Annotated in this window: 20 protein-coding genes and 1 pseudogene; 20 read left to right on the top strand and 1 reads right to left on the bottom strand. The window is 44.5% G+C overall.

All coding sequences use genetic code 11. The features are described from left to right. Positions 1-23 precede the first annotated feature (23 nt). From CCC70_RS16260 to CCC70_RS16250, 3 genes are read left to right on the top strand one after another with little or no spacing between them, the layout of a single operon-like run. A complete protein-coding gene (locus CCC70_RS16260; RefSeq protein WP_002593556.1) occupies positions 24-296 on the top strand; it encodes a helix-turn-helix domain-containing protein in 273 nt (90 codons plus the stop codon). Further along, positions 256-633, top strand: a complete 378-nt coding sequence (locus CCC70_RS16255; RefSeq protein WP_005335912.1) for a TnpV protein — start codon at positions 256-258, stop codon at positions 631-633. Before CCC70_RS16260 ends, CCC70_RS16255 begins: the two co-directional genes overlap by 41 nt. Before the next feature lie 29 nt (positions 634-662). Then, a complete protein-coding gene (locus CCC70_RS16250; protein ID WP_005335911.1) occupies positions 663-1,625 on the top strand; it encodes a DUF3658 domain-containing protein in 963 nt (320 codons plus the stop codon). A gap of 61 nt (positions 1,626-1,686) precedes the next feature. Here the strand turns inward: CCC70_RS16250 and CCC70_RS16245 are convergent, their stop codons facing one another. Further along, a complete protein-coding gene (locus tag CCC70_RS16245) occupies positions 1,687-2,493 on the bottom strand; it encodes a helix-turn-helix domain-containing protein (protein ID WP_008372835.1) in 807 nt (268 codons plus the stop codon). Positions 2,494-2,975: 482 nt separating this feature from the next. Between CCC70_RS16245 and CCC70_RS16240 the strand changes: the two genes are divergently transcribed. The 17 genes and pseudogenes from CCC70_RS16240 (at position 2,976) to CCC70_RS16160 (ending at position 19,071) form a co-directional block, all read left to right on the top strand. Continuing rightward, positions 2,976-3,164 carry a hypothetical protein gene (locus tag CCC70_RS16240; protein ID WP_002304353.1) on the top strand — a complete coding sequence of 63 codons (189 nt, stop codon included), beginning with the start codon at positions 2,976-2,978 and terminating at the stop codon, positions 3,162-3,164. Then, a complete protein-coding gene (locus CCC70_RS16235; RefSeq protein ID WP_005335900.1) occupies positions 3,161-3,502 on the top strand; it encodes a DeoR family transcriptional regulator in 342 nt (113 codons plus the stop codon). Before CCC70_RS16240 ends, CCC70_RS16235 begins: the two co-directional genes overlap by 4 nt. Next, on the top strand, positions 3,495-3,791 hold the full coding sequence (locus CCC70_RS16230) for a DUF3847 domain-containing protein (RefSeq protein WP_005335898.1): 297 nt from the start codon (positions 3,495-3,497) through the stop codon (positions 3,789-3,791). The genes CCC70_RS16235 and CCC70_RS16230 overlap by 8 nt, the downstream gene beginning before the upstream one ends. 317 nt (positions 3,792-4,108) lie before the next feature. Then, positions 4,109-4,306 carry a helix-turn-helix transcriptional regulator gene (locus CCC70_RS16225; protein WP_002595107.1) on the top strand — a complete coding sequence of 66 codons (198 nt, stop codon included), beginning with the start codon at positions 4,109-4,111 and terminating at the stop codon, positions 4,304-4,306. Positions 4,307-4,308: 2 nt separating this feature from the next. After that, entirely contained in the window at positions 4,309-4,725 is a 417-nt protein-coding gene (locus tag CCC70_RS16220; protein ID WP_002595106.1) for a hypothetical protein, read from the top strand. Between the two features lie 103 nt (positions 4,726-4,828). Then, positions 4,829-6,403, top strand: coding sequence for a MobQ family relaxase (gene mobQ / locus CCC70_RS16215; protein WP_002595105.1), 1,575 nt, complete (start codon positions 4,829-4,831; stop codon positions 6,401-6,403). Positions 6,404-6,468: 65 nt separating this feature from the next. Beyond that, the gene (locus CCC70_RS16210) at positions 6,469-7,113 is read left to right on the top strand and encodes a CHC2 zinc finger domain-containing protein (protein ID WP_002595104.1); all 645 of its coding nucleotides are present in this window, start codon (positions 6,469-6,471) and stop codon (positions 7,111-7,113) included. Then, positions 7,082-8,419, top strand: coding sequence for a virulence-associated E family protein (locus CCC70_RS16205; RefSeq protein WP_117831474.1), 1,338 nt, complete (start codon positions 7,082-7,084; stop codon positions 8,417-8,419). The genes CCC70_RS16210 and CCC70_RS16205 overlap by 32 nt, the downstream gene beginning before the upstream one ends. Positions 8,420-8,660: 241 nt before the next feature. Beyond that, the gene (locus CCC70_RS16200) at positions 8,661-8,858 is read left to right on the top strand and encodes a hypothetical protein (RefSeq protein WP_002595102.1); all 198 of its coding nucleotides are present in this window, start codon (positions 8,661-8,663) and stop codon (positions 8,856-8,858) included. After that, a complete protein-coding gene (locus CCC70_RS16195) occupies positions 8,859-10,529 on the top strand; it encodes a recombinase family protein (protein ID WP_005335872.1) in 1,671 nt (556 codons plus the stop codon). An 89-nt stretch (positions 10,530-10,618) separates the two neighbouring features. Then, positions 10,619-10,702: pseudogene (locus CCC70_RS16190) on the top strand (Maff2 family mobile element protein); the annotation flags it as partial. A gap of 4 nt (positions 10,703-10,706) precedes the next feature. Continuing rightward, positions 10,707-11,579, top strand: coding sequence for a VirB6/TrbL-like conjugal transfer protein, CD1112 family (locus tag CCC70_RS16185; protein WP_005426566.1), 873 nt, complete (start codon positions 10,707-10,709; stop codon positions 11,577-11,579). 14 nt (positions 11,580-11,593) lie between these two features. Beyond that, positions 11,594-12,022, top strand: a complete 429-nt coding sequence (locus CCC70_RS16180; RefSeq protein ID WP_118516206.1) for a PrgI family protein — start codon at positions 11,594-11,596, stop codon at positions 12,020-12,022. Between the two features lie 55 nt (positions 12,023-12,077). After that, entirely contained in the window at positions 12,078-14,459 is a 2,382-nt protein-coding gene (locus CCC70_RS16175; protein WP_287085253.1) for a VirB4-like conjugal transfer ATPase, CD1110 family, read from the top strand. A gap of 27 nt (positions 14,460-14,486) precedes the next feature. Continuing rightward, positions 14,487-17,327, top strand: a complete 2,841-nt coding sequence (locus tag CCC70_RS16170) for a CD1108 family mobile element protein (protein ID WP_287085240.1) — start codon at positions 14,487-14,489, stop codon at positions 17,325-17,327. 12 nt (positions 17,328-17,339) lie between these two features. Next, positions 17,340-17,588, top strand: coding sequence for a DUF4315 family protein (locus CCC70_RS16165; RefSeq protein WP_055066060.1), 249 nt, complete (start codon positions 17,340-17,342; stop codon positions 17,586-17,588). Next, on the top strand, positions 17,572-19,071 hold the full coding sequence (locus CCC70_RS16160; RefSeq protein WP_287085239.1) for a CD1107 family mobile element protein: 1,500 nt from the start codon (positions 17,572-17,574) through the stop codon (positions 19,069-19,071). The genes CCC70_RS16165 and CCC70_RS16160 overlap by 17 nt, the downstream gene beginning before the upstream one ends. Positions 19,072-19,082: the final 11 nt, after the last annotated feature.

The following is a 19,082-nucleotide window of genomic DNA, read 5'->3' as shown; positions in this document are numbered from 1 at the left end:
GGATAGAAAGGCAGGAAAACAATATGCACATCAGCTATAAACCACTCTGGCACACACTGTTAGAGCGTGATATGAGAAAAGAGGATTTAAGGCTTGCTGCTGGTATGACAACAAATATGATTGCCAACATGAGCAAAGAGGGAAAGCACATCAGCATGGATACATTAGCCCGTATCTGTGAAACTCTGAATTGTGAGATTACTGATGTGATTGAGTTAGTACCAGACGAGCCTGCTTCCACAGGAGGTAAGGAACATGAGCGAATTGAAACCAAGAATAACGGAAAACGGAATTGATTATATCCTTGTCGGAGATTACTACATTCCAGGCTTGAAACTGCCGGAGGAACACCGCCCTATCGGAAAGTACGGACGAATGCACCGGGAATATTTAAGAGAAGTCCACCCAGCCAGATTGAATACATTGATACTGACCGGAGAATTGTTGACATATCTTGCAGACCTGAATGAACAGGCACAAAAACGGTTAGACACTATCATGGAGCAGATGAAAGCTACCGAGGGCGTGACAGAGGAATTGAAGTGTACCCGACAAATGGAATGGGTGCAGCGTTGCAATAACATTCACAACAGGGCAGAAGAAATTGTTTTGTATGAGATGATTTATTCATAACGGGAGCAATTAAATCGGAGGTATATAAGATGATTGAAATTGTATTTGGTGAAAGTGCCTGTGGAAGTTTGAAAATTGCCCAAACTTACGGCAAGGGAAAGTATAGAGGAAGTGCTGTTTCAATATTTATGAGGCACGAAGACGGGAGTGTTCCATCTTCAGATGAAATGAAAAAGGCACAGCTTCAAGCACAGGAACAAGAACGCATTGCTTGGGAGAATGCTATTCCATTGGGAGGCAAGAGCAGTGATGTTTATTGTTTTGATATGGCTCTTAGTGTGGGAGATATTTCTGATAATGGAATTGGCGAACAGCGGAAAAATATTTTCAAGAAAATGCTGTCTGTCTGCTTTGTAGAGGATTTAGATTATCAGGTTGAAGAAAAAATACAGAAAATTAAAACTACATTGACCTCAGTGATTGAACGATATGTAGCTGGGGAAGAAATTCGCATTTGGTATAGCTATAATCCAGATGAGCTTTGTGGTATGTATTGGCTTATGAAACAACTTCAACCATTAAACTGCCAGACAACAATTTATTTGGTTAAGTTACCTACATGGGAATATGGAAAAGAAAATACTATGACATCCAAAATAGCATGGGGCGAGGTCTCTCCTGGCGAATGGGGAAACTATATAACTCTACAAGAGAAAGCTAATCCTGTATTTCTTTCAGCTTGTACTATGAAATGGAATCAACTTCAAAATGAAAATGCACCTTTGCGTGCAATGTTAAATGGTAAATTGCAAAGCGTTTCAGAAGATATATATGATAGTTTCATTCTTCGTGAAATTGCGGAACAGCCAGAGCAATTCAAAATGGCTATTGTCATAGGTAATGTTTTAGGAAAATATCAACTTGGAATTAGTGATGTATGGATTTCCAATCGCATTGATAAAATGCTTGAAGATGGTGTGTTGGAAATTATACAGGACGCACCAAAGGGAGAAACAAATTATCGCCGAATATTAAGAAAACGAATGAAATAATAACCACAGCACAAACCGCTGCTACATGGAATCCAACAAACCATGCAACAGCGGTTTTCCTTTACCGTTTTTTCCTCTGGCTGATAGGTGTTCCCATTTTCTTTGATTTTTTGAGAATACGAATGAACCAGCGAAATTCTTCTTCTGACAGGTTTTTATAGTTGATACCAAGCTGCTTGCAGTAAAGGATAACCAGTTTTTCATCTCGACTGCCCTTGAAATTTTCGACCGCTTCCAGATTTTCTTTCAGTTCATCGGCAACGGTAGTTTGGGGCGCACTCTCGCTGTCCTTTTTGTGGAATTCCCGAATATCCCGGATAATCAGGTTGAGGTCATCCAGAACCATGTGACTGAAATACTCATCATCACTGATATGTGCGGCTTGCAGCACCTTCAAATGCGGGTCATCTTCGCCGGGGCGATACCGTTCAATAATTTCATGCCGGACGGTATCAACAAGGGAGTTGAGATTTTGGATTTGCATGGTGGCAATCCCGTCCACATAAATCTCAATGTCCGCAAGAAACTTGATAAAGTCCTTATGGGTGGCAAGTTCGCAGAGCAGACGGTTGTTAATCCGACCGCTTTTCAGCAGTGCCACCATCTCATCGTTCAAATGCAGCTCCGTCAGTGGCGTGTTGATCTGCTCCCTGTTCTCTGTCCGGCACAGCAGATAATCGACGGAAACCCCATAGAAGTCTGCCAGCGTGATAAGGTTGCCATGATTGATTTCCTTATAATCCTCTTTTTCATAACTGCCAAGGGCTGATTTAGAAATGCCCGTCAGCTTTGATAGTTCTTCCAGATTTAAGCCTTTGTCTTTGCGGAGTTCCCAAAGGCGTTCCTGTATGCTTGTTGCAACTTTCATGGGCGCACGCTCCTTTCCGGTGGTTTTATTTCTGCCGTTTAACTGGATTATATCACACTTTCCGCAATCGTGGAAATTTCTGATTTTCCCCCTGATTCCTACTTTGTGGATATACGGCACAGGGCACAAAAATGTTCTATGATACAGGTAGTTCATCGATGGATTATTCCAATCGAATGACCAGCCTGTGTGGGATATGCTTCCCCGGCGATGTAGCGCCATGACTTTTGGCAGGGATATGGAGGAACCCTGACCGAAACGAGCGTACCAAAGGGAGCGATACGCCGCTGTGAGATTCAGGGGAGGAACGACACCGGGGAGAACTGGCGAACTGACACCGAAATGATACCGAAACACGACAATCTGATAGGGGGATAGTCTACCCTATCGCTGATACTTCGGGAGATTTTAAGCGGCTCTATGACCGTAATTTTGCCGAAAATCGCCCCGAAACCATACACAAAAACGGGAGGAAGCGCAATATGCCGAGAATGAGCAAAAAGAGGAAGCATGAGCTTTCCTTTTACCTCAATGACCGGGGGCGTGTCACTTACAACGAATTATGCCGGAAATGCCAGCATGGGTGCAAGCAGAGCTTCCGGGCGGTTGTGATTGACTGCCCCCGTTATTTATCCAAACGAGCAAAGAAAAAGGAGGAACACACCGAATGAATTTTGAATTTATGACGATAGACACACCATTGCCGCCCTGTATGCCATTTCCCAGAGCGTTGACAGGATTTCCAGTCAGCAGCACCGCAAAGGTCATGTACTGCCGGATGTTGGACGCTATGCTTTTCAGAGGGCAGGCGGACGAGAACGGGATTCTTTTTGTCTGCTTCCCTATCACAGCCATTGCCGCAGTCCTGTCCCGCAGCCTCATGACGGTCAAGCGTTCTTTGAATGAACTGGAAACCGCCGGACTTATCATGCGGGTGCGTCAGGGCGTGGGAGAACCGAACAGGATTTATGTGCTGATACCGGGAAAGGAGGGCGCTACCCTTGCCTGATACCTCAAAGCTGGGAAAGCTCAACCGGGAGTTGGAGAAAAGCGAAAAGAAACTGCGGAAAGCCATCAATGATGAAAAGGCATTGCAGCACCAGTTGAAGCAGCTTACCCGAAAGGAACGGACGCACCGGCTCTGTACTCGTGGCGGTATGCTGGAAAGTTTTCTGCAAGAGCCGGAACGCCTGACGGACGATGATGTCATGCTGTTGCTGAAACTCATTTTTCACAGGCAGGACACGCAAGATATATTGAAAAAACTGCTGGAACGGGAGAAGCCGGAAACCCCTTAGTTTACTAAGGGCGCAATTATACACCACCCAGAGGTTGGTGCATTGCGTTCTCCGAAGGCTCCTTGCAGGAGGGCTGTGATTTTCCGCAGCCACGGTCTGCTCCAAATCAAACAGGGGACGCTACACTTCCCCTGCGCTGGCTGCCGCCAGCTACCCTTTTGTGGACTTGCCATCTGGGGACACCTTGCGTTGCAAGCTGTTCCCAGCCGATAAGTTTCATAAAATATAATGCAAATGGAAAGCTAACTTGACATAAAAGAACTATGTGATATAATGGAAGCATGGAAAGTTAACTTTCCATAAGAGAGGAGGATGACATGAAAAATCGCCTGGAAGAATTACGAAAGCAACGAGGCATAAAGCAAGAAGATTTAGCAAATGCATTGGAAGTATCACGACAGACCATCGGCTCTTTGGAAAACGGACGCTATAACCCATCTATTCAGTTGGCATTTAAGATTGCCAGATATTTCAACATGAGTATTGAAGAAATTTTTATTTACGAGGAGGATTGATTATGAAAAAAAGGTTGTTGATTTTAATGACAGTTACAGGAATGATTATTCTACTGGGAGGATTGCTAACATACGGTTTGGGAGTACATGAAATAATACCTGTGCCACGTCCCGACTTAATAGTAGTAGGTACATCTCTCATTGGAATTTTGCTGATTGTATCTGGTGTGTGCGACTTGTTCGTTAAGAAAACCAAAGAAATGGAAATAGAGGAAAATGACGAGAGAAATATTTCGCTTAGTAATGCTGCTATGGCAAGTGGCTTCAAGGTAATGAATGTTACGATTGCTGTTTCTATTTTTGCTTTGATTTTCACCGGATATATGACAGTAGTCCCATGTTTCACTATTATTGGGGCTTATGCTATTGGACAAATTGTATTTATTGTGCGACTTTGGTACTTGCACAAAACTATGTAAATGTATTACTAAATACCCGCCGCCCCCAGCGGCACAACAAGCAGGAAATCTGAAAAGGTATCCTGCTTTTTCTATGTCCAAAAACGGAAAGGAGGAACACAAAATGCCCTGTCCACACAACGAAATCTCTATTGTGCAGCGCAGCCACCGCCAGTCTGCGGTTGCCGCCGCTGCTTACCAGAGCGGCGAAAAGCTGTTCTGTGAATATGACCAGGAAGTAAAACACTACCCGGAAAAGCGTGGTATCGTCCACAATGAAATCCTGCTCCCGGCAAACGCTCCCCTGGAGTACACAGACCGCAACACCCTCTGGAACGCTGCCGAAGCTGTTGAGAAGCAATGGAACTCCCAGCTTGCAAGGCGGTGGGTGCTTTCCATTCCCAGAGAGATACCGCCCGACCAGTACGCCGCCCTTGTACGGGATTTCTGCCGCCAGCAGTTTGTTTCCAAAGGAATGTGCGTGGATTTTGCCATCCATGACAAAGGGGACGGAAACCCACACGCCCATGTCATGCTGACCATGCGGGCAATGGATGAGCGTGGGAAATGGCTTCCCAAGAGCCGCAAGGTCTATGAACTTGATAAGAACGGGGAACGAATCAAGCTCCCGTCCGGCAGGTGGAAAAGCCACAAGGAAGATACGGTTGACTGGAACGACCGCAAATATGGCGAAATCTGGCGGCATGAATGGGAGGTCATCCAAAACCGCTATCTGGAAGCCAACAACCGCCCGGAACGAGTAGATCTCCGTTCTTACGAAAGACAGGGGCTTGATATTATCCCTACCGTCCATGAAGGGGCTGCTGTCCGGCAGATGGAAAAGCGTGGGATTCAGACGAACATCGGCAACCTGAACCGAGAAATCAAAGCCGCCAATAGTTTGATGAAGTCCATCCGGCAGCTTATTAAAAATCTCAAAGGCTGGATTGCGGAGCTTAGCGAAAAGCGGAATGAACTGCTTGCCCAAAAAGCTGCGGAGGAAGCGGTCTTTCTTCCCAATCTGCTGATGAAGTATATGGAGATACGAAAGGCAGAACGGAGCAGCTGGACACGGGCGGGACAAAGCCGGGGGACTTCCAAAGACTTAAAGGCAGTCAGCGAAGCCCTGTCCTATCTCCAGAGAAAGGGACTTTCCACCGTGGAGGATTTGGAAAACTTTATAGAAACGTCCGGGAAATCTGCCGCCGACTACCGAAAGCAGATGAAGCCAAAGGAAACCCGCAGCAACGTGATTGACGCTATCCTTGCCGCCCGGACGGACTGTAAGGAATGTAAGCCCGTTTATGAGAAATACCAGAAGATATTTTTCAAGAAAACTAAGGAAAAATTCAAGCTGGAACACCCGGAGGTTGCCCGGTTTGAGAAAGCCAGTGCCTACCTTGCCAAGCACCCGGACGATAAGGACAGCACGAAAAAGGAGCTTTTGCAGGAACAGGCGAAGCTTGTGGACGAAATCGCAGACTTGAAAGTACCGTTGACCGAGGTGCAGGAAGATTTGAAGAAGCTGTGGGACATCCGCTACTGGGTACGGAAAGCCACACCCGGCACAGAGGAAAGCAAAGAGCCGCCCAAGAAGCAGCCCCTCAAAGAAGTCTTGCAGGATAAGGCTGACGAGAAGAGAGCACAGAAAAACGCCCCGGCGCAGACGAAACACAAACAACAGGATATGGAACTTTAACAGGCACTTGCCATTTTCAGATTGAGAATGATAAGTGCCTTTTCTTTTTACAAGGAGGAATTGATTTGAATGTATTTGAAGCTGTGAAGCAGTCCGTTACGACAAGACAGGCTGCGGAGCATTACGGAATCCGGGTAAACAGAAACGGGATGGCTTGCTGCCCGTTCCACAACGATAAGACCCCCAGCATGAAGCTGGACAAGCGTTTCCACTGCTTCGGATGTGGTGCAGATGGGGATGTGATTGATTTTGTAGCTGCCCTGTACGGGCTGGGGAAAAAGGAAGCCGCCGCACAGTTGGCGAGTGACTTCGGGCTTGCCTATGAGGACTGGAAGCCACCGGGCAGGGCAAGGAAGCCCAAGCCCCGGCAGAAATCCCCGGAAGAACAGTTCCGGGAAGCAAAGGCACATTGCTTCCGTGTCCTTGCCGATTATCTACACCTCTTACGGGTATGGAAAACCGACTATGCCCCGCACTCCCCGGAGGAAGCGTTTCATCCCCGGTTCGTGGAAGCCTTGCAGAAGCAAGCCCATGTGGAATATCTGCTGGATGTGCTGCTGTTTGGGGATACGGAGGAAATCGCTTCACTGATTACGGAACATGGAAAGGATGTGATACAGCTTGAACAGCGAATGGCAGAGCTTGCCGCCGCAGACGCAGCAAGAACTAAAAAACACCATGAACGCCATGCAGCCGCCCCAGAGCGTTGAGGAAGTAAAGGCAACTCTGGAAACCACCGAGAAAGGCGGTGTCCGCCAGAGCATACGGAACTGCCTGACCGTATTCCAGCGTGACCCGGTGCTTGCCGGGGCAATCGCCTATAACATCCTGACCGACCGAAAGGACATCATAAAGCCCATCGGTTTTCACAGAGAAAGCACAGCCCTGACCGATACAGACATGAAGTATCTGCTTCTCTATCTGGAGGAAACCTACGGGCTGACCAGTGAGAAAAAGATTGAAACCGCCATCGGGATTGTGGCGAATGAGAATAAGTACCACCCCATCCGGGATTTTCTGAACAGCCTTGCATGGGACGGGACGGAGCGCATCCGCTTCTGTCTGCGGCACTTTCTGGGGGCGGATGTGGACGATTACACCTATGAAGCCCTAAAGCTGTTTCTTTTGGGGGCGATTACAAGGGCATTTAAGCCCGGAAGCAAGTTTGAAATCATGCTGTGTCTGGTAGGCGGTCAGGGGGCTGGCAAGTCCACCTTCTTCCGTCTGCTGGCAGTCCGGGACGAGTGGTTTTCCGATGATTTGCGGAAGCTGGACGATGATAACGTGTACCGCAAGCTGCAAGGTCACTGGATAATTGAAATGTCGGAAATGATGGCAACCGCCAATGCCAAGAGCATTGAGGAAATCAAGTCTTTTCTAAGCCGACAGAAAGAGGTTTATAAGATACCCTATGAAACCCACCCGGCAGACCGTCCCCGTCAGTGCGTGTTCGGCGGTACTTCCAACGCCCTTGACTTTCTCCCCCTTGACCGTTCCGGCAACCGCCGATTTATCCCGGTCATGGTGTACCCGGAGCAAGCCGAGGTTCACATTTTGGAGGACGAAGCCGCTTCCAGAGCCTATATCAGCCAGATGTGGGCGGAAGCAATGGAGATTTACCGAAGCGGCAGGTACAAGCTGTCATTCAGCCCAGCCATGCAGCGGTATCTCAAAGAACACCAGCGGGATTTTATGCCGGAGGACACCAAAGCCGGGATGATACAGGCTTACCTTGATAAGTACACCGGGGAAACGATCTGTTCCAAGCAGCTCTACAAGGAAGCCTTAAATCACACCTTTGACGAGCCGAAGCAATGGGAAATCCGGGAAATCAACGAGATAATGAACCAGTGCATTACCGGGTGGAACTACTTTTCCAATCCAAGAATGTTTGCGGAATATGGCAGACAAAAGGGCTGGGAGCGTGAAATCCCGGCAACGGACACCGACAACCCGCCCGAAAAATCTATGGACGGTTTTGTGGAGGTCACGGAGCAGATGGAGCTTCCATTCTGAAAATGACAGCCCGTTGCCGACTTCGTTGCTATCCCGTTGCCGAGCCGGTTGCCGGGGAAAAACCCATAACTGCGGGCTTTTCTCCCCTATGACAACCAAAACAACAGAAAAATAAAAGAAAAGTATAAATAGTAACCACCGCCAGATTGAGATTGTTTGCAAGGTCTTTTGAAGCCCGTTGCCGGACTTCGTTGCCGACACCCTCTGTCTGGCTATTTTCATGTATGGAGGATAACTGCCTATGGCAAAAAACAAAACAGAGATTCATGTGACCACTGTATTTGACGGGGAGCTGGACGCCACCGATGTGTTCGTCAGCCTGATTTCCCAGAAATACGGCAAGACAAATACAAAAGAATATCTTGCTAAAAAGAAAGAATTGAAGTATAATGAAGATGAGGTTCAAAAGAGCCGGATACCGTCTGGATTGTGTGGGTAAATGGCTATGATGAACGAAATGGAATACAGAACAATCGGTTCGGCACTTGCCGGGGGCTATCGTGCAGCGGTCTATTGCAGACTGTCAAAGGACGATGACCTGCAAGGCGAAAGTGCCAGTATCGCAAACCAGCGTGATATGCTGGAAAAATACTGCGAAAAGCAGGGATGGGAGGTTGTGGCAGTCTATCAGGACGATGGCTTCACAGGTCTTAATATGGAGCGTCCTGATTTACAGAGAATGTTGAGATCCATTGAGCGCAGGCAAATCAACCTTGTTATCACGAAAGACCTCAGCCGACTGGGGCGTAACTATCTGCAAACCGGGCATTTGATTGAGGACTTTTTCCCAAGAAACGGGGTGCGCTATATCGCCATGAATGACGGTATCGACACCTTACGGGATAACAACGACATTGCCCCGTTCAAGAATATCCTGAACGAGATGTACAGCAAGGATATTTCCAAGAAAGTCCATTCCTCTTATCTTCTGAAAGCGCAGAAAGGACAGTTTACCGGGTGTCTTGCCCCGTTTGGGTATCGGAAAGACCCGGAGGACAAAAACCATCTGCTCATTGACGAGGAAACCGCCCCGATTGTGCGGCTGATTTTCGGATATGCCCTAAACGGTCATGGTCCGAACTATATCCGCAGACGGCTGGAGGAAGAAAAAATCCCCTGCCCCACATGGTGGAACCGGGAACGGGGGCTTCGCAATACCCGCACCAAATGGGAAAAGAAAGACCCGGAAAACGGGCGGTATATGTGGGACTTCTCCGTTATCAAAGACCTTTTGATGAATCCCGTCTACACCGGGGCGATTGCTTCCCAGAAAAAAGACTACCGCTTCAAAATCGGCACGATTGGGGAAAAGAAACCGGAGGACTGGGTTGTGGTTGAGGGACAGCACGAACCGCTGATTGACCGCATGAGCTTTGATATTGTGCAGAACAAGCTGAAATCCCGCCAGCGTCCGGGGCAGACCAATGAAATCAGCCTGTTTGCCGGACTGATAAAATGCGGCGAGTGTGGGAAGTCGCTGACGATACGCTACACAAACGCAAAACATCCCCAGCGGATTTACTCCTGCAAGACCTACAATGCCTTTGGAAAGAACCACTGCACCCAGCACCGGATTGATTATGACACCCTTTACAGTCATGTGCTGCGGAAAATCCGGGAATGTGCCAGAGCTGCCCTGATGGACGGAGAAGCGGTTGCCGACCGCCTGACCAATACCTGTGAAGCCGAGCAGCGGGAACAGCGGGAAGCAATGGAACGCTCCCTTACAAGGGACGAGGAACGGATTGAGGTTCTGGACAAAATGGTAATGCGGCTTTATGAGGATATGATTGCAGGGCGTATCAGTGAGCAGAACTTCAACACCATGCTGGAAAAGACGCAGACCGAGCAGACGGAGCTTAAAACAAAAGTGTCCGAGGGCAGAAAGCGGCTGTCCGATGAAGTCCAGCTTGCCAATGATGCAAAACAATGGGTGGAAGCCATTCAGGAATACGCCAACATCACAGAGCTGGATGCAGCCACCCTTAACCGCTTAATCAAAGAAATCGTCGTGCATGAGCGCATTGACGAAGATAAAACAAGACACATTTCTATCGAAATTCATTTTAATCTCAAACCCATCCCGGAGGTGGAACAGGTCACTGCCTGACCTGTCCCGCCTGGATGGTTCTCTTAAAAACACCATATAGATTTTTGTACGCCGCCGCCCGCCATCGAGCAGAATTTTACACCTAATTGGGGATAAAACAGTTGATGGCGGGCGGTGGCATCGTACTGATTGGAATAAACCTGATTCCACAGCTTGCAACTTTGTTTGGATAAATAAATGGGTGGAATAACCGAAAAAATAACAGAGTTCATAAAGGATCTGCTAACAGGCTGGATCACATCAAACCTGGATACCATGTTCACCGATGTAAATACCAAAGTAGAAACGATTGCTACAGAGGTTGGGAAAACACCCCAAAATTGGAACAGTGGCATTTTTTCCATGATAAAAAATCTGTCGGATAATGTCATTGTCCCCATTGCGGGGATGATTATTACATTTGTACTGTGTTATGAGCTGATTTCCATGATTATGGAAAAAAACAATATGCACGATACGGATACGTTTATGTTTTTCAAATACATTTTCAAGATGTGGGTAGCGGTATATCTGGTTACTCATACTTTTGATATTGCGATGGCAATTTTTGATGTAGCGAATCATGTGGTATCTAATGCTGGCGGTATGATAACCGGTTCTGCATCTATTGATGTTACAGAAGCATTGAAAACACTTCTTGAAACGCAGATTGAAGATATGGGAATCGGAGAATTACTGGGGCTTGGTCTGGAAACGATGCTAGTCAGTTTATGCCTAAAAATCATATCAGTCCTGATTACCGTCATTTTATATGGACGAATGATAGAAATATATCTTTATGTCTCTGTGGCACCTATTCCGTTTTCAACATTTACGAACAGGGAATGGGGAAGTATTGGAAATAATTACGTGAAGGCATTATTAGCGTTGGGATTCCAGGGATTTTTTATGATGGTATGTGTTGCGATTTATGCAGTTCTGGTAAATGCTATTACAGTTGCGGATAATCTTCATACAGCTATCTGGTCAGTTGCAGCATATACAGTTATTTTATGTTTCAGCCTGTTTAAGACCAGTTCCCTGGCAAAATCAATCTTCAATGCACATTAGGAGGAAACAAGAATATGGCATATGTTCCAGTGCCGAAAGATTTTTCAAAAATAAAGACAAAATTAGCACTGAATTTAACTAAAAGACAAATTATATGTTTTTCTCTGGCAGGAATTTGTGGTGTTCCGGTCTATTTGCTGACAAAAGCAGGAATGGGAACAGATGTGGCAGCAACGCTTATGATCATAGTGATGCTGCCATTTTTCTTTTTTGCAATGTATGAAAAGGATGGATTTCCAGCAGAGAAAATATTGCTTCACATTATCCGGCAGAAATTTTTAAGACCTGGAATCAGGGTCTATCGTTCCCAAAACTTATATGACCGGATTATAGAGTACGATAAATTAGAGAAAGAGGGTGCATGGCTTGAGAAAAAGGCAAAAGAAGCCAGGGAAGCGAGAAATCCGTTCCATTTCTTTAAAAAAGCAGACCGAAAAAAATAAGAAACAGAAAACCGGACTTACGAAAGAGGAAAAAAAGCGTCTGAAAGAACTTCGGATGATAAAAGCGGAGAATCAGAAGAAGAGGAAGCCTTTTACAGCGCAGGATACGATTCCATATAAGGAAATATATAAGGATGGTATCTGCAGAACGGATGATAACTATTATTCAAAAATGGTGCAGTTCTACGATATAAATTACCAGTTAGCGCAGAATGATGATAAAGCGGCTATTTTTGAGAACTATTGTGAGTTCCTGAATTCATTTGACAGCTCTGTTGAGGTACAAATTACATTTCTTAATCAACAGGTGAATTTTGATGAGTATGCAAAAAATATTGATATTCCAGAGCAGGATGACTGTTTCAATGATATCCGGAAAGAATATTCGGATATGTTGAAAATGCAGCTTTCCAAAGGAAATAACGGGCTTGTAAAAACAAAATATATCACATTTTCCATTAAAGCGGATAATCTGCGAAATGCAAAATCCAGGCTGGAGAGAATTGAAGCCAGTGTGTTGAATAATTTTAAGGTGATGGGAGCCATGGCAGAGCCTTTAAATGGAGTAGAACGTCTGAAAATTCTGCATGATGTGATGAATATGGACACAAAAGAATCTTTCCATTTCCATTATGGGATGGTTGCAAAAACAGGTCTGCAGACAAAAGACTTTATTGCACCTACCGGATTTGATTTTCGTAATGACAGCTATTTTCGGATGGGACAGACTTTTGGATGCGTGTCATATTTACAGATTACATCACCAGAACTTACGGATAAACTGCTGGCAGATCTGCTGGATCTGGAAGAGAATCTTATCATCAATATGCACCTGCGTCCAATTGATCCCAAGGCAGCTATTAAAAGCCTGAAAAGTACGCTGTCAAATATTCAGAAAATGAAAATTGAAGAACAGAAGAAAGCGGTCAGAAGCGGATATGATATGGATATTATTCCAACGGACATTTCTACATACGGAGAGGATGTGGAGGGATTGCTCAATGAAATCCAGTCCAGGAATGAGAAACTTTTTGAACTTACTTTTTTGCTGATGAATACAGCGGACAATAAGAGAAAACTGGACAATATTGTGTATCAGACTGCAGGAATCGCCCAGAAATATAATTGCAATATACGGAGAATTCAATATCAGCAGGAACAGGGACTTGTGGCATCACTGCCACTGGGAATGAACCAGACTGGAATACAGAGAATTATGACTACGACTTCTACAGCAATCTTTGTTCCGTTTACTACACAGGAACTTTTCCAAGGCGGTGAAGCTCTTTACTATGGCTTAAATGCACTGTCAAACAATCTCATTATGGTGGATCGGAAACGATTGAAAACACCTAACGGCCTGATTTTGGGTACTCCTGGTTCCGGTAAGAGTTTTGCAACGAAAAGAGAAATTCTCAATGTTTTCCTGATTACAGACGATGACATTATTATCTGTGACCCGGAGGGAGAATATTTTCCGCTGGTAAATGCCTTAAATGGTGAAGTTATTAAAATCAGTGCAAAAAGTAATGATTACATCAATCCTATGGAAGTGAACCTGGATGTTATTTATCATCCGGAGAAATACAGGATTAATGGCGATGTGGAGGATATTGATACCATTATTGCTGATAAAGCAGAGTTTATCACATCTTTCTGCGAGGTTATTATGAAGAAACCTCAAAATGCAGAATTAAATGGTGATGAGGTTTCCATGATTGACCTGTGTGTAAAAGACATTTATAAAAAATATCTTTACAATGATCCAAAACCGGAAAATATGCCGACTTTGCAGGATTTCTATGAACGTCTGAACTTTTATGCACCAGATAAACCAGCAGCACAGAACATTGCCAACAGTCTGCAGTTGTATGTAACAGGATCGCAGAATGTATTTAACTATCGAAGTAATGTCGATACGCAGAACAGAGTGGTATGCTTTGATATCCGGGAACTTGGAACCACACTACGAAAAGCAGGGATGTTGATTGTCCAGCATATGGTTTGGACAAGAGTATCACAGAACCGCAGCCGCAGGAAATCAACCCGTTATTATGTGGATGAATTTCACCTTTTGCTGAACCAGCCACAGACTGCTAATTATTCTATTGAAATGTGGAAGAGATTTCGTAAGTGGGGTGGAATCATTACAGGAATCAGCCAGAATGTAACAGATTTTCTTGGCTCTCTGGCAGTAGAAAGTATTGTGGGAAACAGTGATTTTATCCTGATGTTAAATCAGCACAGCGGGGATCAGAAGATCCTTGCGGAGAAATTGAATATTTCCAAGCATCAGATTTCTTTTGTAAATAACAGTAATGCAGGAGAAGGGCTGCTTTTTTACGGAAATGTAATCATACCTTTTGCAGACAGATATCCGCAGGATACCAGAACCTATGCTTTGATGAGTACTAAACCGGATGAGATTCAGACTTAACGGACAAAAAAGCAGAGGTGAGGTATATTGGGAAAACAAAAATATACGGCGAAAGAGAAGAAAGTCAGCCGTATGACCAGAAATGGTCTGGTTGAGGAAAATCTTGCAACAAAGGAGACCAGAAAAGTTACAAACAGCGATCAGGAGTTGCCTTATAAACAGAAGGATGTAGAACAGGCATTTATTACTTCTGAAAAGAAGAAAAACTCTCATAAAAAAGCTGAAAAGAAACAATTTTCCGAAAAAGTTCAGGAGGGAAATCCTGCCAAAAAAGAAGAGGCTGCAAACAGTCCTCCGGGAAAACGAAAAACACAGGGACGGTACAGATACCGGGACAAGCCTGCAGGTGTATCTGTGGATTCAGCGGTAGAAATACGTGAGCGCAAAGAAAAACACAGGAGCCAGTATCAGCGACAGAAAAAGAAACAGCAGAGACTGCAGTTTGGAAAACTAGAGACAGATGGAAGTCTGAAGAAAGAAAAGAAAACTTCGGCTGAAACAGATGGAGGACATTTTCAGGCAGAGAAGAATGATGTTTCTACAAACCGAAAAAAAGGAAAGCAGAAATATAGCCGAAAAACAATAAAAACTTATCAGGAAGTGGATAAGGCTGCAAGAAAACAGGAAGCTGAGAGGCAGAACAAAATTCCGAAAGATTCTGTTTATACCAAGAAAACAAATGAGGAACAGAAAGCAAAGGTAAAGTACCATTTATATTTCGACAAAAAAACAGGGAAAACGGATGGTAAAAAGAAAACCTTGTCTTCTGTTCCAAAGAAAGCATTAAAAAATGCAGTATATCAGAAAGCAGGCGAAGACGAAGAGGAAAACAGTGCTGTAGATGCAGCACATAAGCTGGTGCGTTCAGGTGAGTGGATATTACAGGAACATAGCAGTAGAAATATCCGGAAGAACCGCAGTCAGATACATAAAGAAAACCGTTTAGAGCAAAGAGCCTGGAAGAGTGCATCCAGGTATCAATATCAGAAATATCTGGAAGAACATCCAGAGATGCAGAAAAAGCTGATCAGAAAATTAATACAGAAGCAGAGGATTAAGCGAGAGTATCAGATGGCATACCGGGCTGGGAAGATTGCAAAAGAAACAAAAGACACCTCAATCCGGTCAGTAAATCTTGCTACTAAAATTGCAAGAAAGGCACAGGAAGTATTTGTAAGAAATGTAACTACTCTGATCTCAATGGGGTTGTTATTGATTTTGCTTCTTTCCGTAATGACAGGATTTGCTTCCTGTTCGGCTATGTTTTCTAATGGAATTTCTACGGTAATCGCTTCCAGTTACATTGCGGATCCGGACGAAATTGAAAAAGCAGAGTTGTATTATACGCAGTTGGAAGCCAGTCTTCAACAGAAAATAAACCAGATGGAAGCCCGGTATCCAGGAAAAGATGAATACAGATATAACATTGGTGAAATCGGCCATGATCCCCATACATTGATCAGTTATCTGACTGCCAGGTATGGGGATTTTAAGTTTGATGAGATAAAAGGAGAACTGGAAACAATTTTTTCTTTACAGTACGGAATCACCGTAGAAGAAAAAAGTGAAACCCGGCAGGAAACATCTACAATACAGGTAGGGCAGTCATTGGGAAATGTTGTGACCAGTGGATACTGTAACTGTCCCATCTGCTGTGGCGTGTGGAGTGGAGGACCAACTGCTTCAGGGGCAATGCCACAGGCTAATCATACGCTTGCGGTTGATGCTGCAAACCCATTTCTTCCAATGGGGACGAAAGTAGTGATGAATGGGATTGAGTACACCGTAGAAGATACTGGAAACTTTGCCCAGTATGGTGTCCAGTTTGATGTTTATTATGATAATCACGCAGTAGCTGAGGCACATGGTCATCAGATTTGGGAATGTTTTCTGGCAGAGGGCAATCAGAACTCTGTGGAAGTTACCCGTACAGTAACTGCAGATGTACTGAATGTTTCTGTTCAGGCAAAACCGCTTAGAAGTGTTATTCTGTCCAGAATGGAAGAGGATGAGCAGGAAATTTATGAAGAGGTCTATTCCAACAGAGGAAATTTACAGATATATAAAACTCCGGTTGAGTTAAACTGGTATGCCTATATCAGTACCTATTATGGGTATTCTGTAAATAATGGAACCGGGCAGACACAACTTCACAGAGGTGTGACGGTTAATGTACGACAGGGAACAGAAGTGAAGTCAGCGATGAATGGTTTTTTTGTAGATGTAGGATATAGCGGAACTTTTGGAAATTATGTAGTTACGCAGGATAAAAAAGGTGTGCAGATTAAATACGCTTATCTGCAGAGCATTTCGGTAGTAAATGGTCAGGAAGTAACAACAGATACTGTAATTGGTACAACGGGAAGTACAGGAAGTGCAACCGGAAGCCAGTTATATTTGGAACTGGTCAAAGATGGGGAATATTATAATCCTGTTTTTTATATCAGTACCGGAGATAGCGGGCTGTATGGTGGAGGCGGCAGTTATGATGATGAGACTGTGCGGAGATTATTTGCGGAAGCAGACAAATATCTTGGTATGCCGTATGTATGGGGCGGTTCCAGCCCGGAGACTTCTTTTGACTGTTCTGGTTTTGTAAGCTATGTGTTTACCAATTCGGGTGTCTGCAATATGGGAAGACTTACTGCACAGGGAATTTATGACATTTGTATGCCTGTATCACCAGAAGAAGCAAGGCCAGGAGATATTATCTTTTTCACTGGGACGTATGATGCGGGAGAGCCGGTTACCCACGTAGGAATTTATGCCGGAGATGGACAGATGATCCATTGTGGAAATCCAATTCAGTATACGTCCATTAATTCTGCATACTGGCAGTCTCATTTTTATGCTTTTGGCAGGCCATAAGGAGGGGCGTATTTGAACATTGAACGAATAAAAGAAGAACTTGCCAGAACCTACGCTAAGATTGAAAAGCTACAGAAAAAAGCAAGGGATCTGGAAGAACAGAAGAAACAGGCAGAGGATATGGAGTATCTGAAAATTATCCGAAGCAATGGAGTTTCCGCAGAGGAACTTCAGTTGATGATTGATATCAGCAAGGAGGAACAAAAAAAGATATTGGAAACCAGAGAAAAGGAGCAGACAGAAAATGAAGAAATTTCATAAAAGAGCAGCTGTATTTTTAACCGCAGCTACGTTAGCAGGACTTCCGGCAGGAGCTTTCTTTTATAGTTCACCCGGAAGTCTGACTGTATGGGCAGATAATGTAGAAGTGGAATCATCAGAAGAAAGCAGCCCGGAAGATGTTGATTTTTCAGATGGATCAGAAGCTGAAATTCTTGCAGATCCAGTGGAACAGGCACAGGAAGATGCAGGAAATGATGTGACGGAAACACCGGAAGTAGGGATTACCTTTACAGAACCCGAAGGCTGGCAGACAGATACGGCAACCGTAAAAATTCAAGTGGAAGATACAAAGAATACAGGTGCTTTTTCTATTGCAAAAGTAGAAGCAAGACTTTCAGAAAATGGAGGATGGTCAGACATAACCGGAAATATGGAAGTATCCATCTCTTCTAATTGTAGTGTTTATGTGAGAGTTACCGATCAGAATGGAAATACTTATGAGCAGAATCGTTACATAGAGTGTTTTGATAAAACCAAACCAACTATTATTGCGGCTGCGAAGAATGGGATACTGATTGTGCAGGGAGTTGATGCGGAATCGGGAATTGCTGCTTTGTATGTCAATGGAAATGAATTCACAGAACTGACGAATAATACATTAAATGTCCGTTTGCAAAAAGCGGATACTTCCTATGAATACTTTACCCTGCAGGCAAAAGACAAAGCAGGAAATATGTCAGAGATATATAAAGTAGGAAACCCTTATTATGAAAATCCAGATGCAGTAAAAGAGAATACAGAGGTTTCCGGAACGGAGCAGAATGCAGCTTCTTTGCCAGCCGATGGAACTGCAAGTAAGCCCACCAGTGCTACGGCAACCGTAACGGAACATCAGACAACGAACGAGACTGCTACTGCACCAACAGAACCAGAAAACACAGGAAATGAAACGGATACAGAAGCAGATACCGGACGGGTGCAGGGAGAAAGCTCTGCTTCCGGCATGACAACAGGAACAGTTCAGGACAAAGGGGGAAAGGAATTTTATACGATCAAGACAAAAAGTGATAAGGTTTTTTATCTGATCGTAGATAAGGATAAAACGGATGAAAATGTTTATCTTCTTACGGAGGTAGGCGAAAATGATCTGTTGAACTTTACGGATACCAACATGGTCACACTTCCACAGAACCAGGCTATTGCAGAATCCGCACTGCCACTTGAAACAGAGAAGATCACAGAGACACCGGAACCAGAAGTTACGATCATACCGGAAGAAAAGGAAGAACCTGAGAAGAAAAGCAATAATTCCGGCACGATTTTATTAATGCTGCTGGTTCTTGCAGGAGTTTGTGGTGCTTACTATTATTGGAAATTTATGAAAGGAAGAAATACTTCTTTTGATTATGAAGAGGACGAGGACGACGATGAGGAGGAAGAAGATACAATTCGTGAGGATGATGAAGAATTAGAAGAATATGAAATGGAAGGTGAAGTAGAAGACGAAGAATCAGAGGAATAACTTTGTTTCAC

Source organism: Blautia sp. LMAG:89 (assembly GCF_008679485.1).
In the GTDB taxonomy this organism is placed as follows: domain Bacteria; phylum Bacillota; class Clostridia; order Lachnospirales; family Lachnospiraceae; genus Blautia_A; species Blautia_A fusiformis.
The sequence above is the reverse complement of the archived record's forward strand: the minus strand, read 5'-3'. Positions and strand labels throughout refer to the sequence as shown.

Excerpts from the sequence above, each read along its gene's own strand:
- CCC70_RS16235 (WP_005335900.1), top strand. The coding sequence starts at position 3,161 with ATGAATTTTGAATTTATGACGATAGACACACCATTGCCGCCCTGTATG.
- CCC70_RS16250 (WP_005335911.1), top strand. The coding sequence starts at position 663 with ATGATTGAAATTGTATTTGGTGAAAGTGCCTGTGGAAGTTTGAAAATT.
- CCC70_RS16195 (WP_005335872.1), top strand. The coding sequence starts at position 8,859 with ATGGCTATGATGAACGAAATGGAATACAGAACAATCGGTTCGGCACTT.
- CCC70_RS16225 (WP_002595107.1), top strand. The coding sequence starts at position 4,109 with ATGAAAAATCGCCTGGAAGAATTACGAAAGCAACGAGGCATAAAGCAA.
- CCC70_RS16200 (WP_002595102.1), top strand. The coding sequence starts at position 8,661 with ATGGCAAAAAACAAAACAGAGATTCATGTGACCACTGTATTTGACGGG.
- mobQ (WP_002595105.1), top strand. The coding sequence starts at position 4,829 with ATGCCCTGTCCACACAACGAAATCTCTATTGTGCAGCGCAGCCACCGC.
- CCC70_RS16240 (WP_002304353.1), top strand. The coding sequence starts at position 2,976 with ATGCCGAGAATGAGCAAAAAGAGGAAGCATGAGCTTTCCTTTTACCTC.
- CCC70_RS16245 (WP_008372835.1), bottom strand. The coding sequence starts at position 2,493 with ATGAAAGTTGCAACAAGCATACAGGAACGCCTTTGGGAACTCCGCAAA.
- CCC70_RS16205 (WP_117831474.1), top strand. The coding sequence starts at position 7,082 with ATGAACGCCATGCAGCCGCCCCAGAGCGTTGAGGAAGTAAAGGCAACT.
- CCC70_RS16255 (WP_005335912.1), top strand. The coding sequence starts at position 256 with ATGAGCGAATTGAAACCAAGAATAACGGAAAACGGAATTGATTATATC.
- CCC70_RS16160 (WP_287085239.1), top strand. The coding sequence starts at position 17,572 with ATGAAGAAATTTCATAAAAGAGCAGCTGTATTTTTAACCGCAGCTACG.
- CCC70_RS16220 (WP_002595106.1), top strand. The coding sequence starts at position 4,309 with ATGAAAAAAAGGTTGTTGATTTTAATGACAGTTACAGGAATGATTATT.
- CCC70_RS16175 (WP_287085253.1), top strand. The coding sequence starts at position 12,078 with ATGATAAAAGCGGAGAATCAGAAGAAGAGGAAGCCTTTTACAGCGCAG.
- CCC70_RS16180 (WP_118516206.1), top strand. The coding sequence starts at position 11,594 with ATGGCATATGTTCCAGTGCCGAAAGATTTTTCAAAAATAAAGACAAAA.
- CCC70_RS16185 (WP_005426566.1), top strand. The coding sequence starts at position 10,707 with ATGGGTGGAATAACCGAAAAAATAACAGAGTTCATAAAGGATCTGCTA.
- CCC70_RS16260 (WP_002593556.1), top strand. The coding sequence starts at position 24 with ATGCACATCAGCTATAAACCACTCTGGCACACACTGTTAGAGCGTGAT.